Below are 12910 nucleotides of genomic sequence, written 5' to 3'. Positions count from 1 at the left end.
GACCCGGAACATTCGATCCGTACGCCAGTACGCCAGTACAATGGCAACCGGCCGGCATGCAACGCGCGTGCCGGCCTTTTTTGTTTGGAGTGCATACCATGACGATCCAAGCGCGCCGCGTGTTGACGGCGCTCGCATTGATCGCGCTGCCGGTGACCGCGATGGCGGCGCCTGCCGCATCCTCGGCCGACGCGCCCGTCAACGTCGAACTGGGCCAGCGCGGCGGCAAGCCCGAAGCGCCCGAGGCACCCGGTGCCTGCATGAACGCGGTGAAGGCCGCGTTGCCGAATCCCGACCAGTTTCGCTGGGTGCGCGGCACCACTCGCCGCGTGGCCGAAGACGTCTACAGCGTGGTCGGCAGCATCGAGTACGTGGACAAGTCGGGACAGGCCCGCAAGGGCGAGGCGCAGTGCGATGTGATGCGCGCCCCCGGTAACCAGTTCATCGTGCCGAAGGTGCGTTTGCCCCAGTAATTTCCGCGCTGACCCTGCCACACCGGAAACCCGCTCGATGACATTTTTGTCATCTTGCGGGTTTTTGTTGGACATCGACGACCTCGTCTTCTAACCTCTTGTGTACGTCGTACACAAATAGCGGCGCAACTCACAAGGAGGCGTTTGCATGAAGATCGAAGCGACCAACGAACACCGCTGGCTACAAAAGCTCGTCGGCAGGTGGGTAGGCGAGGGCGAGGCCCAGATGGGCCCCGAGGCGCCGCCTGAAAAATGGAAGATCCCCGAGCAGGTCAGCCAGGTGGGCGACGTCTGGGTGCAGGCGCGTGCGGAGGGCGAGTTTCCGGGATGTGGGTCGGCGGTCACGATCATGACGCTCGGCTACGACCCCGTTCGCAAGCATTTTGTCGGCACGTTCATCGGTTCGATGATGACCCACATGTGGGTCTACGAAGGCGATCTCGAGGCCGATGGCCGCACGCTCACGCTGCGTGCCGATGGCCCGGCGTTCGGCGCGGATGGCAATGTGGTCGAGGGAAAAACGGCGAAGTACCGCGACGTTGTGGCCATGGTTGACGACGATCACCGCACGCTGACGTCGTTCATGCAGGCCGACAACGGCGAGTGGATGCAGATCGTGCAGGCTCGCTATCGTCGCGAGAAGTAGGGCGCCGTTCGCGGTTTGACTGGCGTTATATACGTGGTTATATTGCGATGCGATGCCCGCCATTCCGCGGGTGTGCTGCCGCATTGTTGCCACGATGAACCGCTCACTGCTGTTGCTGGATGCCTTTGCCGCCCAACCCGGCGATCCCGTTACACGGGCGTTGGCCGGGGTACTGGAGTCCGCCTGCGCGGGGCGCCTGCCGCGCTTCGCGCAATGGCTCGGCCTGCCGCCGGACGCGTTCCGGCGCATGCTGGATCACTGCTTTCCCGGGGCCGCGCAGGCGGGGTGGGCGCCAGATGTTCCACCACAGGCGCCGGACAGCCTGCCGTGCGAATTCGCCGATCTGGTAGAGATGCTCGAGGACGGCTGCACGCCGGGCGCGGCAGGGACGCTGGTGCCGCTGGTGCATTGGGCCGCGCACGCGCTGGCCTGCGGCTGCTTCGGCCATACGCACTTGTGGCAGGACATGGGCCTGTCCGGGCGCGACGACGTGTCCGCGTTGCTGCGGCAGATCTTCTGGCCGGTCTTCGCGGCCAATACCACGGACATGAAATGGAAGAAGTTCTTCTATCACCGCGTCTGCGAGCGGCTCGACATTCATCCTTGCCCTGAGCCCTCGTGCGAGGGCTGCGACCATTACGCGGCCTGTCACGGCGCCGAATCAGCCATCGAATCGGTCATCGTGAGACAGCCTCGCTCCTGATTCCCGATGGAAGTCTCCCCAGCCTCCCCGGTGCAGGCGGGTGAGCGTATGAGCGTGGTTATGCGCGATCGACGCGATCGAGTTCGTTCCTGCTCCACCAGGCCTCCAGCAGCGGCTGGAAGCGGTCGTCGGGCGCGCGCGGCACGCGCGTGCTCTTGCGGGCGGGCGGGAGCTGCCGGCCCGTGAGCTGGTAGAAGATGGCGCCGGGCAACGTGCCGGGACCGTAGGGCACGTGATCGACCACGTTCATCTGGCGCGCGGCCTTCAGCGCGCGCGTGGTTTCCTCGGGGGTAAGACCACACGCGTCGGCCATCACGTCACGGCGCAGCGGACCTTGACGCTTGAGACCATCGATCAGCAGATGCACGCAATCGCGCGTATTCCGTTGTTTCATGTCGCGCATTTTGCGTACCTGCCCCGGACTGCACAATCGTGCATGACATTTGTTTGCATTCGTGCCGGGAATCCGTGGCAGTTCGCTGACAAGCGCACATTCCAGGCGGTGAACGCGCCACATTCGTGCTGCAGGCTTGCATCGGTCTCGATACTGTATAAACATACAGTATTCGTAAAAATACGAGGGCAGCGCCAGTCGATTGCGCCTCTTCATCCACATCATGACCGTGTCATCGCATGTCACGCCGCCGACAGTCGTGGCGGGCCATGCGGCTTCCTCCTCCTCCGCGCCCCGTGCATCGGTGAGCGAACTCGAGCACCGCTACCCCGGGCTGTGGCGCGCGGGTCAGCTCGGCCGCGCCGGGCGCTTGCCCGTGTGCCCGACCGGGTACGATGCCCTGACGGCCGAACTGCCGGGCGGCGGCTGGCCTGTCGGCGCCGTGACCGAGTTGCTGCTGGCCCAGGGTGGTGCGGGCGAATTGCGTCTGCTGATGCCGGCGTTGCGTGCGCTGGCCGCGGCGGGGCGCTGCATCGGTTTTGTCGATCCCCCGTACCTGCCCAATGCGGCAGGACTGGCGGGAGGGCTGGCGGCAGGACTGGCCGACGGTGGCCTGCCCGCGCGTCAGCTTTACTGGGTACGTCCACAGGCTGGTGCGAGCGTGGCATCGCGCCGCGCCGACATGGCGTGGGCGGCCGAGCAGATGTTGCGCAGCCAGGCGTTCGGCGCGGTGCTGGTCTGGCTCCCGGCGGCGCGGCCAGAGGCGCTGCGGCGTCTGCAGGTGCTGGCGCAGGCCGGCGATACCGTGGTGTGGGTGCTGCGGCCGATCCGCGTGCTGCACGAATCGTCGCCGGCCATGCTGCGGCTGGCGTTATCGCCGTTGCCCGGCAATTTGCTATCCATCGTTTTTCACAAGCGGCGCGGCCCGGCACGCGACACGCCGCTGCTGTTGCCGCTGGAAGGCATGCTTCATGTGCCGCGGCGCGCGGGTGTACCCGCGGTGCCCACGCCGGTCGCTCCGGTCGTTCCGGTCGCTCTGGTCGTTCCAGCAACTCCGGCAGGAGCCGATCATCATGTTCCCGATATCTCCGACATCCGCGGCAGCGCCAGCCATCCCGGCGTACTGGATCGCGGTGCACCTGCCGCGCCTGCCGCTGGACGCGCTGCAGCCGAGCTGGCCTGAGCCGGTCGATGCTGGTATGCCCGCCGCTACGTCTGCCCATGCGTCCGCCAGTACGTCCGTCGATCCCCGGCCCGCACCCCATACCGGAACGCTGCATCAGGCGCTGCCGGTGGCGGTGATCGAGCACGAGCGCGTGGTGCTGGCCAATGGCCCGGCCGTGGCGCTGGGCGTGCGCTATGGAATGCGGCGCGGCGGCGTGCAGGCGCTGTCGGCCGATGTGGTGCAGCTCGATCGCGATCTGGCGGCGGAGTCCGCATTGATGACCTCGGCCGCTTTGGCGTTGCTGCATTTCACGCCGGCCGTGGCGATCGACGCCGAACCCGAAGCGGCCACGGTGATGCTCGATGTCACGGCCAGCCTGCGGCTGTTCGGCGGCCATCGCGCGTTGTGCCGGGCGATTCGCGCGCGTGTGCGGCAACTGGGCACGTTTGCGCAGATCGGTAGCGGTACCACGGCACAGGGCGCCGCGTGGCTGGCGCGTCAGCCGTTACGCAAGACGTCGCGCGGCATTGTCCGGCCCGCGCGCCGCGCGGTGCGTGCCGCCCGCATGACGCGCCTGCTCGACCGCCTGCCCGTGGAATGCCTGCACACGCTGGCCGATCCCGAATGGCTCGAAGGCATTGGTTGCCGCACGCTGGGGCAGGTGCGCCGGTTGCCGCGCGCGGGGCTGTCACGCCGTATTGGCACGGAATTGCTGGCGCGGCTCGACCAGGCCTATGGCCAGATTTCGTCCGGGTTTGCCTGGTTCGAGGCGCCACCGGCGTTTGCGCAGCGCATGGAACTGCCAGGCCGCGTGGAGTCGGCCGAGGGCGTGCTGGCCGGGGCGCAGCGGCTGTTGCTGGCGCTCTCGGGCTGGCTGGCCGTGCAGCAGGCCGGCGTGACGCGCTGCGTGCTGATGCTGGAGCACGAACGCTACCGGCTGGGCGAGGACACTGACAGCACGCCGGTGCCGCTCCGGCTGGCACAACCGAGCCGCGATCCCGTGCATCTGTCGAAGTTGCTGCGCGAGAAGCTCGACAAGATCCGCTTTCATGCGCCGGTGGGCGGGTTGGCGTTGCGCGTGGAGGCGATGGAAATTTGCGTACCGCAAAGCGACTCGCTGTTTCCGGAACCGGGTGCCGAACCGGCGGAACTGGGCCGGCTGCTCGATACGCTGGTGGCGCGGCTAGGGCGCGACAACGTGCTGCAGCCGCATCCACTGGCGGATCACCGGCCCGAGCGCGCCAATCAATGGGCGCCCGTCGACGAACCGCCCGCCCGGGTCGGGACAAGTGGCATGACAAACGGCACGACAAGCGGCACGACAAGCGGCGGCGCGACCCCGCCCGAACGGCCGCTATGGCTGCTGGAGTCGCCATTGCCGCTGCGCGTGCACAAGCATCGCCCTGTTCATGATGGCCCGCTGGTGATGCTGACGCGCCCCGAACGCATCGAGGCCGGCTGGTGGGATGGTGGCCTGGCCACGCGCGACTACTTCATCGCCGAGCGCGACGACGGGCTGCGTTGCTGGGTCTATCGTGAACGCCCGGGGCATCCCACGCGCGACGGGCAGGAAGACGGCGGCGAATACCGCTGGTTCCTGCATGGGCTGTTTGCCTGAGCGCGCCGGATGCCAGGAGGTTGATCGTGCTGTCCGGCCTGTCTTCGTTGTTGCCGTCGCTGCCCGACTATGTCGAGCTGCACTGCATCTCCAACTTCACATTCCTGAACGGTGCCTCGCATCCGCAGGAACTGATTTCGCGCGCGTTCCAACTGGGCTACAGCGGGCTGGCGCTGACCGATGAATGCTCGGTGGCCGGCACCGCCCGCGCGCATCATGCGATCAAGGTGCTGCGCGAGGATATGTGGGAGGCGGTAACACGCAGCGCCCGGCGACTGGCCGCGGGGCAGACGGCGGGCGATGTCGACGAGATAGAGGAACTATCGGTATTCGACCTCGACACCGGCGACGAAGAGAGCGATGCAGGAGGTGTGGAGGACGCGGAGGATGCGGAGGATGAGGATGCGCTGTCGCCGGACGATTTCGACGATGACCCCGATGCCGCCGCGCGCCGTCATCGTGTGCTCGAAGCCCGCGCCGCCGCTGCCGATGCGTTCAACCTGATCATCGGCAGCCGCTTCACGTTGACAGCCGCGCCCGAAGACACCATGTCGCCACCGCGCCTGGTGCTGCTGGCGCGCAATCGCATCGGGTTTGGCGACCTGTGCGAGTTCATCACGCTGGGCCGCACCCGCGCGGAGAAAGGCAGCTATTTGCTGTATCCATCCGATCTTGCCGATCCGCAGCCGGAGCAGGCGCATCTGCGCGGCATGCCGGATTGCCTGGTGGTCCTGCTGCCCGATTACTGCGCCGATCTCGACGTCCTGCGCGCGCAGGCACGCTGGTGCCACGCAACCTTCGGCGACCGCGCTTGGATGGCGATGGAACTGCTGCAGGGCCATGCCGAAGCCATGCATCGCGCGCGTTTGCAGCAGGTGTCGGCGGAAACCGGCGTGCCGCTGGTGGCGGCCGGCGCGGTCAACATGCATGTCCGCTCGCGCAAGCCGTTGGCCGATGTGCTGACCGCGATCCGCATCGGCCAGCCTTTGCCCGCGTGTGGACGGGCCCTCGCGCCAAATGCCGAGGCGCATCTGCGCATGCGCCAGGTGCTGTCGCGGCTCTATCCGCGCGAAGCGCTGGCGCAGACGCTGAAGCTGGCGGACCAGTGCCGCTTCTCGCTCGACATGCTGCGCTACGAGTATCCCGAGGAACTCGTGCCCGACGGCGAAACGCCGATCACCTATCTGCGCAAGGAGGTGGAGCGCGGCATCACCGAACGTTTTCCACATGGCATGGCGCCGGAATGGAAGAAGCAACTCAAGGAAGAACTCGAACTGATCGAGGAGAAGCACTACGAGCCGTTCTTCCTGACCGTGCACGATATCGTCCGCTTCGCGCGCCAGGAGGGCATCCTGTGCCAGGGGCGCGGATCGGCGGCCAACTCGCTAGTCTGCTACTGCCTGCATATCACCGAGGTCAGCCCGGAACAAGCCAACCTGCTGTTCGGCCGGTTCCTGTCGCGCGAGCGTGACGAGCCGCCCGATATCGATGTCGATTTCGAGCACCAGCGGCGCGAGGAGGTGATCCAGTACATCTATGGAAAATACGGCCGCCATCGCGCCGCGCTGGCCGCGTCGCTGATCACGTACCGCTCGCGCAGCGCGTTGCGCGACGTGGGGCGCGCGCTCGGCATCGACCCGGGCGTGGTGGAACAGGTGGTCAAGGGGCAGGCCTGGTGGGATGGCGGCGCGGCGTTCATTGACCGCATTTCGCGCTACGGGCTCGATCCCGATTCCATCACCGTGCGGCAATGGGCCAGCCTGACGGAGCAGTTGCGCGGCTTTCCCCGTCACCTGTCGCAACACGTGGGCGGCTTCGTGATCGCCCGGGACAAGCTGTCGCGGCTCGTGCCGATCGAGAATGCGGCGATGGAAAACCGCAGTGTGATCCAGTGGGACAAGGACGACCTGGAATCGCTGGGGTTGTTGAAGGTCGATGTGCTCGCGCTGGGCATGCTGACCGCGATCCGCCGTGCGCTGACGATGATCCCGAATCCGGACCCGGAGCGCGCCGGACTGCCCACGCGCATGGAGGATCTGCCCGATGGCGACGTCAAGACCTACGACATGATCTGCAAGGCCGATACGATCGGTGTGTTCCAGATCGAATCGCGCGCGCAGCAATCGATGCTGCCGCGGCTGCAACCGCGGGAGTATTACGACCTCGTGGTGGAAGTGGCCATCGTGCGGCCGGGGCCGATCCAGGGCGGCATGGTGCATCCGTATCTGAAGCGGCGCGAAGCGTTTCGCCTCACCCGCAAGCTGCCGACCTACTTCGACGACGTGATCCGCCGCGTGCTTGGCCGCACCTTGGGTGTGCCGATCTTCCAGGAGCAGGTCATGCAGCTTGCGATCGAGGCGGCCGGGTTTACGCCCGGGCAGGCGGATCAGTTACGGCGCTCGATGGCGGCCTGGCGTCGTCGTGGTGATCTCAAGAAGCATCAGGACGCGCTGGTACGGGCGCTGACCGGGCGCGGCTATCCCGAATCGTTCGCGCTGGCCATCTGCAAGCAGATCGAGGGGTTTGGGGAATATGGCTTCCCGGAAAGCCATGCGGCCAGCTTCGCCAAGCTCGTATACGTCAGCGCATGGATCAAGTGTCATTACCCCGAGGCGTTCCTGTGCGCACTGCTCAACAGTCAGCCGATGGGCTTCTACTCGCCGTCGCAACTGGTGCAGGACGCGCGCCGGCATGGCGTGACGTCGCAGCCCGTGGACGTGACGATCAGCAACTGGGAGAGCACGCTGGAGCCGCGCCGGGAAGGGCAGAACTTCCGCGACGTGCGGCTGGGCATGAATCGCGTGAAGGGGATGCGCAAGGCTGCCGCGCTGCGGATCGAGGCGGCGCGTGTGGCGCGGCCATTCGACAGCGTCGAGGACCTCGCGCGCCGCGCGTCACTGGACCGGCACGACATTGACGCGCTGGCCGCGGCCGATGCGCTGGTATCCCTCGCGGGGCATCGACGCCAGGCACGCTGGCACGCGCGTGGCGCGGCGGTGCAGACCGCGCATCGCGATCTGCTGCACGATGCGCCACCGCAGGAGCACGCACTGCAACTTCCCGAGCCGAAACTCGGCGAGGACGTGGCCGCCGACTACGCCAGCCTGGGGCTATCGCTGAAGTGCCATCCGCTGACACTACTGCGCCACAGACTGCGCGCGCTCAAGTTCGCGACGGCACGCCAACTCGCGAACTGCGCCAACGGCCGCCGCGTGCGCGCCTGCGGCATCGTGACCGTGCGCCAACGGCCATCGACGGCCAGCGGCACGATCTTCACCTCGATCGAGGACGAGACCGGCGCCGTCAACGTCATCATCTGGCCAGACCTGGTGGAGCGGCAGCGCAAGGAGGTTCTGGGGGCGACGCTGCTCGGCGTGATTGGCACCTGGCAACGACAGGGCGAGGTGCGCCATCTGGTTGCGGACGAACTGGTGGATCTGAGTCCGTTGCTGGGGAGGCTGATGGTGGGGAGTCGGGATTTTCATTGAGAAGGAGGTCCAGTTTCCCCCCTTCTCATGCATCGGAGCAGAGCGCAGCAGGCCGGTCCCAGAATCCGGTCCCCAACTCAACGCACAAATTTTCAACCCCTGCAAGCAAAACCCCGCCAGGGTTGATTGCCCAAAAATTAGGCAATCAACCTTGAGCCAATACCGGCGCGGGCTGGCGGGTTGTCAAGAGGGGGATTATCCACGCTCTCTGTGGATAGTTCCTATCCGTCGTGCGGACTACCCCATCTGTATTAACAGAGGTGCTTACTTCGGTCCCTACTTCGGCTGGGCAACCGTTCGCAGATAAGGCTTGAGCGTCTTGAAGCCCTGTGGATATTTCTTCTTCGCGTCGTCATCCGACACCGAGGTGGGGATGATCACGTCGTCGCCCGGCTTCCAGTTGACGGGTGTGGCGACGGTGTGTTTCGCGTTCAGTTGCAGCGAGTCGAGCAGGCGCAGCACCTCGTCGAAATTGCGTCCCGCGCTCATCGGGTAGACCAGCATGGCCTTGACCTTCTTGTCAGGGCCGATCATGAACACCGCGCGGATCGTGGCGTTGTCCGCTGCCGTGCGTGGGCCGCCGCTCGCCTCGGGGTGGATCATGTCGTAGAGCTTGGCCACCTTGAGGTCGTGATCGCCGATCATCGGGTAGTTGACCGTGGCGCCCTGCGTTTCCTCGATGTCCTTGACCCAGCGCGAATGGTCGCCCACCGGATCGATCGACAGGCCGATGATCTTCGTATTGCGTTTGTCGAACTCGGGCTTCAGCTTGGCCATGTAGCCGAGCTCGGTGGTGCAGACCGGCGTGAAATCCTTGGGGTGCGAGAAAAGGATGGCCCAGCTGTCGCCGATCCACTCATGAAAATGAATCTTCCCTTCAGTGGTGTCGGCGGTGAAGTCCGGTGCTTCCTCGCCAAGTCGGATTGCCATGGTCGTGCTCCTTTATTGGTGGGTTGGGTGGGGGCGTGACGCAGCCGTCTGTGCGGCGAAAATCCAGTATAGGAACTGGTTTGCCCGCCGGACGGACAATGGGCTTCATCCATGTGGCGGATGGCCGGCCTGGCCAGGGCCGTGCCGGTATCGCCGGAATCACTCCTGTCGTGCTACTCGGGCCGTTCCAGATCCTCGATGACCGCGCGCAGGAACCGGGCCGCCTCGCCGCCCGTGACCACGCGGTGATCGAATGTCAGCGACAGTGGCATGACCCGGTGCACGGCAGGCACGCCGCCGGATGCCACCACTTCGTCGCGCACGCGCCCCGCGCCGAGGATGGCAACCGTTGGCGGCACCACGATGGGCGCCGCGTAGCGGCCCGCGATCATGCCGAAGTTCGACAGGGTGATGGTATTGCCGCGCATCTCCTCCGGCGCGATGGTGCGTGCGACCACGTCGGCGCGCATTCGGTCCAGCCCGGCACGCAGGTCGGCGGCATCGCGTTTGCCGACGTTGCGCAGCACCGGCACGAACAACCCCTCCGGCAGGTCCGCCGCAATGCCCACGTCGATCCGCTCGAGCAGGTGGCGTCTGCCGGTCCTGCCTTCGTACCACGCGTTGAGCGCCGGTTCCGCGCGCACGCCGGCCACCAGCGCGCGCACCAGGCGGATCGTGATGTCCTGACCGGTCACCGATGCGCCGGTCGCCTGCCACGCATGCAGGTCCGCATCGTCCATGACCGTGGCCGCGGCCACTTCGCTCTGCGCGCGCGCCATGTTCTGCGCCATTGCGCGGCGCACACCGCGCAGCACGTCCGGCGCGCCGACGTCCGCCAGGGTGGTGGCCACGCGCTGCACATCGGTGGCCGTGATCACGCCATCGTGGCCGGATGGGGTGACCATCGACAGGTCGACCGACAGCTTGCGCGCCAGCGCGCGCACGGCCGGCGTGGCCTTGATGCCGTGTCCGCCGGGAATGCCGGCGGCGCCTACGCGCGTGACGCCTTCATTGACCACATGCGTGCCGACCTTCACGGCGCCTACCACCGTGCCGGCATCGTCGGGTGCCCCCGCGCCCTCGAAGCCAACCAGCGGCGCGCCCAGGTGGACGATGTCGCCGGGCTGCGCAAAGAGTTTCGCAACCTGTCCGGCGAACGGGGAGGGGATCTCGACGATGGCCTTGGCTGTTTCCACCGACAACAGCGGCTGGTCGGCCGCGATGGTGTCCCCAGGCTTCACATGCCAGTTGACGATTTCCGCTTCCTGCAGGCCTTCGCCCAGGTCGGGCAGCTTGAAGATCCGCATCGCTATGTCTCCTTGGCTAGGCTGCTTCCAGCGCGCGTCGCGCCGCGTCGACAATCCGCGCCACCGACGGCATGTAGCTGTGTTCGAGTCGCGCCAGCGGCACCACCGTGTCAGGCGCCGTCACGCGCTGCACCGGGGCGCTCAGCGAATAGAGTCCCGCGTCGGCCAGGTTGGCGGCAATCTCTGCGCCCAGGCCGGCGGTGCGCGGTGCTTCATGCACGATCACGCATCGGCCGCTCTGCGCAACCGATTCCAGGATGGTCTCCATGTCCAGCGGCTTGAGCGTGGCCACGTCGATCACTGCCGCGGAAACGCCTTCGTCGGCCAGCACATCGGCCGCGGCCAGCGTTTCCCGCAACATCGCGCCCCAGCTCACCAGCGTGAGGTCTGTGCCCTCGCGCAGCGTGAAGCAGGCGTCGAGGGGCAGCGCCTGGCCGTCGTCGGCGACCTCCTGCCGGAACAGCCGGTACAGGCGGGTGGGCTCCAGGAAGATCACCGGGTCCGGGTCGCGAATCGCCGCGAGCAGCAGCCCGTAGGCGCGCGCCGGCGATGAAGGCATGACCACGCGGATGCCCGGCATCTGCGCGAACAGGGCCTCCGGGCTTTCGGAATGGTGTTCGGGCGCGTGGATGCCCGCGCCGCTCGGCGCGCGCACAACCATCGGGCACGTGATCCGGCCGCGTGTGCGGTGCCGCATATGACCCGCGTGATTCAGGATGTTGTCGATCGCCGGATAGATGAAGCCGGCGAACTGGATCTCCGCGACGGGCTTGAGCCCCATCGCCGCCATGCCGATGGCCGCGCCGACGATGGCGCCTTCGGCCAGCGGCGTGTCGATGACGCGGGCCTCGCCGAAGCGCGACTGCAGCCCCACAGTCGAGCGGAATACGCCGCCGTTCACGCCGATGTCCTCGCCCAGCAGCACCACGTCGGGATCGTTGGCGAGGGCATGGGCCAGGGCCAGGTTGACGGCTTCCACCATATGCAGTTCAGCCATGATGGGCTCCCGAGGTATCGGTCTTGCCAGAGGCGTCGTATTGCCGCGCGGTGTCGAGTTGTTCGGCCATGGCGTCGGGCAGCGTTTCATACAGGCAATCGAACATCGCCGATGCATCGGGATGCGGCAGCGCAAGATAGGCCTGCACGGCCGCGCCGACGGCCTGCTGGCATTCCTTGATCAGCGCCTCTTCCTGCGCGGCGTCCCAGGCGCCGAGGCGGGCCAGGTAGTCTCGCAGCCGGATAATGGGCTCGCAGCGCCAGGCTTCCTTGACCGATGCCTCGTCCCGGTAGCGCGACGCATCATCGGCTGTCGTATGGTCGCCCAGGCGGTAGCTCACCGCCTCGATCAACGTCGGCCCGCCGCCGTGGCGCGCATGTTCGATGGCCGCGCCAACGCGCTGCCGCGCGGCAATCACGTCGTTGCCGTCGATCTGTTCGCCCGGAATGCCCGCTGCGATCGCCTTCTGGGCCAGCGTCGCCGCCGCCGTCTGCTTGGCGCGCGGCATCGAGATGGCCCACTGGTTGTTGTTGATAACGATGACCAGCGGGACGTGCCACGCGCCGGCCATGTTCATCCCCTCGTAGAAGTCACCCTTCGAGGTGCCGCCGTCGCCGAGGATGCACACCGCCACGTTCGGTGCCTGGCGCAGCTTGAACGTGTAGGCCACGCCGGCCGCATGGCCAACCTGGGTGCCGATCGGCACGCAGTTGCCGAAGTCATATGGCACTGCGGCAAACGCGCTGCCGCGTTCGTCGCCACCCCAGTACAGCAGGCTCTCCGTCATCGTGACGCCCCGCACAAACTGCGCGGCATGATCGCGGTACGACGGCACCAGCACGTCGTCGCGGCGCATCGCCGTGGCCACGCCGACGCCGATCGCTTCCTGGCCCAGCGCGGACGCGAACGTGCCGATCTGGCCGGTACGTTGCATCGCGATGGCCTTGAGATCGAACTGCCGGGTCAGCACCATGGCGCGATAGAGCGGCAGCAGGGTGGCCGGATCGCGGGCAAAGTCGGGAAGGTCGGGCTCTGGCGAGCCGTCGGGGGAGAGGTAGCGGGTAAAGCCGATTTCAAAACGCGCAACAGTGCCCATGTGGTTGTCCCCTTGAGGTTGCTCCCTTGTGGTTCGCGGTGTCCTGTGCGGCGCAGCATCTTGTGAACGCTGCTGCCTTTGAGTGTAGGGCAC

At 66.7% G+C, this 12910-nt stretch carries 11 protein-coding genes; 6 read left to right on the top strand and 5 right to left on the bottom strand.

The window, feature by feature from the left end; all coding sequences use genetic code 11:
* The first annotated feature begins 98 nt into the window (after window positions 1-98).
* From WD006_RS16620 to WD006_RS16610, 3 genes are all read left to right on the top strand, one after another.
* Window positions 99-473, top strand: a complete 375-nt coding sequence (locus WD006_RS16620; RefSeq protein ID WP_008648670.1) for a DUF2880 domain-containing protein — start codon at window positions 99-101, stop codon at window positions 471-473.
* A 148-nt stretch (window positions 474-621) separates the two neighbouring features.
* Window positions 622-1119, top strand: a complete 498-nt coding sequence (locus tag WD006_RS16615) for a DUF1579 domain-containing protein (RefSeq protein WP_029309373.1) — start codon at window positions 622-624, stop codon at window positions 1117-1119.
* 94 nt (window positions 1120-1213) lie between these two features.
* Window positions 1214-1822 carry a nitrogen fixation protein NifQ gene (locus WD006_RS16610; RefSeq protein ID WP_035833767.1) on the top strand — a complete coding sequence of 203 codons (609 nt, stop codon included), beginning with the start codon at window positions 1214-1216 and terminating at the stop codon, window positions 1820-1822.
* Window positions 1823-1880: 58 nt separating this feature from the next.
* Here the strand turns inward: WD006_RS16610 and WD006_RS16605 are convergent, their stop codons facing one another.
* Window positions 1881-2216, bottom strand: a complete 336-nt coding sequence (locus WD006_RS16605; RefSeq protein WP_227874133.1) for a hypothetical protein — start codon at window positions 2214-2216, stop codon at window positions 1881-1883.
* Window positions 2217-2439: 223 nt separating this feature from the next.
* On the opposite strand from WD006_RS16605, the gene imuA reads away from it, so the two are divergent.
* The 3 genes from imuA to WD006_RS16590 are packed head-to-tail and all read left to right on the top strand — an operon-like array spanning window position 2440 to window position 8487.
* Window positions 2440-3399, top strand: coding sequence for a translesion DNA synthesis-associated protein ImuA (gene imuA / locus WD006_RS16600; RefSeq protein ID WP_029309376.1), 960 nt, complete (start codon window positions 2440-2442; stop codon window positions 3397-3399).
* Window positions 3290-4999, top strand: coding sequence for a Y-family DNA polymerase (locus WD006_RS16595; protein WP_051723384.1), 1710 nt, complete (start codon window positions 3290-3292; stop codon window positions 4997-4999). The genes imuA and WD006_RS16595 overlap by 110 nt, the downstream gene beginning before the upstream one ends.
* Window positions 5000-5025: 26 nt before the next feature.
* Complete coding sequence (locus tag WD006_RS16590) at window positions 5026-8487, top strand: error-prone DNA polymerase (protein WP_029309378.1); 3462 nt, start codon at window positions 5026-5028, stop codon at window positions 8485-8487.
* Between the two features lie 276 nt (window positions 8488-8763).
* Here WD006_RS16590 and WD006_RS16585 read toward each other — a convergent pair whose 3' ends face one another.
* The 4 genes from WD006_RS16585 to pdhA all read right to left on the bottom strand — a co-directional run bounded on the left by WD006_RS16585 (window position 8764) and on the right by pdhA (window position 12817).
* Window positions 8764-9417 (bottom strand): peroxiredoxin, encoded by a 654-nt coding sequence (locus WD006_RS16585; RefSeq protein WP_008650897.1) that lies wholly within the window; start codon window positions 9415-9417, stop codon window positions 8764-8766.
* A gap of 173 nt (window positions 9418-9590) precedes the next feature.
* Entirely contained in the window at window positions 9591-10724 is a 1134-nt protein-coding gene (locus WD006_RS16580) for a dihydrolipoamide acetyltransferase family protein (protein WP_017515462.1), read from the bottom strand.
* A gap of 16 nt (window positions 10725-10740) precedes the next feature.
* Window positions 10741-11721, bottom strand: coding sequence for an alpha-ketoacid dehydrogenase subunit beta (locus WD006_RS16575; RefSeq protein WP_008650900.1), 981 nt, complete (start codon window positions 11719-11721; stop codon window positions 10741-10743).
* Window positions 11714-12817, bottom strand: a complete 1104-nt coding sequence (gene pdhA / locus WD006_RS16570; protein WP_029309379.1) for a pyruvate dehydrogenase (acetyl-transferring) E1 component subunit alpha — start codon at window positions 12815-12817, stop codon at window positions 11714-11716. The genes WD006_RS16575 and pdhA overlap by 8 nt, the downstream gene beginning before the upstream one ends.
* Between the last annotated feature and the right edge of the window lie 93 nt (window positions 12818-12910).

Origin of the sequence: Cupriavidus sp. Met-2, from assembly GCF_049843575.1 — a bacterium.
Classification (GTDB): domain Bacteria; phylum Pseudomonadota; class Gammaproteobacteria; order Burkholderiales; family Burkholderiaceae; genus Cupriavidus; species Cupriavidus metallidurans.
Note: the sequence above shows the minus strand (reverse complement) of the source record. Positions and strands in the feature narration are given on the sequence as shown.

Bases quoted from the DNA above. Each gene is read 5' to 3' on its own strand.
- WD006_RS16620 (WP_008648670.1), top strand. From the start codon at position 99: ATGACGATCCAAGCGCGCCGCGTGTTGACGGCGCTCGCATTGATCGCG.
- WD006_RS16615 (WP_029309373.1), top strand. From the start codon at position 622: ATGAAGATCGAAGCGACCAACGAACACCGCTGGCTACAAAAGCTCGTC.
- WD006_RS16610 (WP_035833767.1), top strand. From the start codon at position 1,214: ATGAACCGCTCACTGCTGTTGCTGGATGCCTTTGCCGCCCAACCCGGC.
- WD006_RS16605 (WP_227874133.1), bottom strand. From the start codon at position 2,216: ATGAAACAACGGAATACGCGCGATTGCGTGCATCTGCTGATCGATGGT.
- imuA (WP_029309376.1), top strand. From the start codon at position 2,440: ATGACCGTGTCATCGCATGTCACGCCGCCGACAGTCGTGGCGGGCCAT.
- WD006_RS16595 (WP_051723384.1), top strand. From the start codon at position 3,290: ATGTTCCCGATATCTCCGACATCCGCGGCAGCGCCAGCCATCCCGGCG.
- WD006_RS16585 (WP_008650897.1), bottom strand. From the start codon at position 9,417: ATGGCAATCCGACTTGGCGAGGAAGCACCGGACTTCACCGCCGACACC.
- WD006_RS16580 (WP_017515462.1), bottom strand. From the start codon at position 10,724: ATGCGGATCTTCAAGCTGCCCGACCTGGGCGAAGGCCTGCAGGAAGCG.
- WD006_RS16575 (WP_008650900.1), bottom strand. From the start codon at position 11,721: ATGGCTGAACTGCATATGGTGGAAGCCGTCAACCTGGCCCTGGCCCAT.
- pdhA (WP_029309379.1), bottom strand. From the start codon at position 12,817: ATGGGCACTGTTGCGCGTTTTGAAATCGGCTTTACCCGCTACCTCTCC.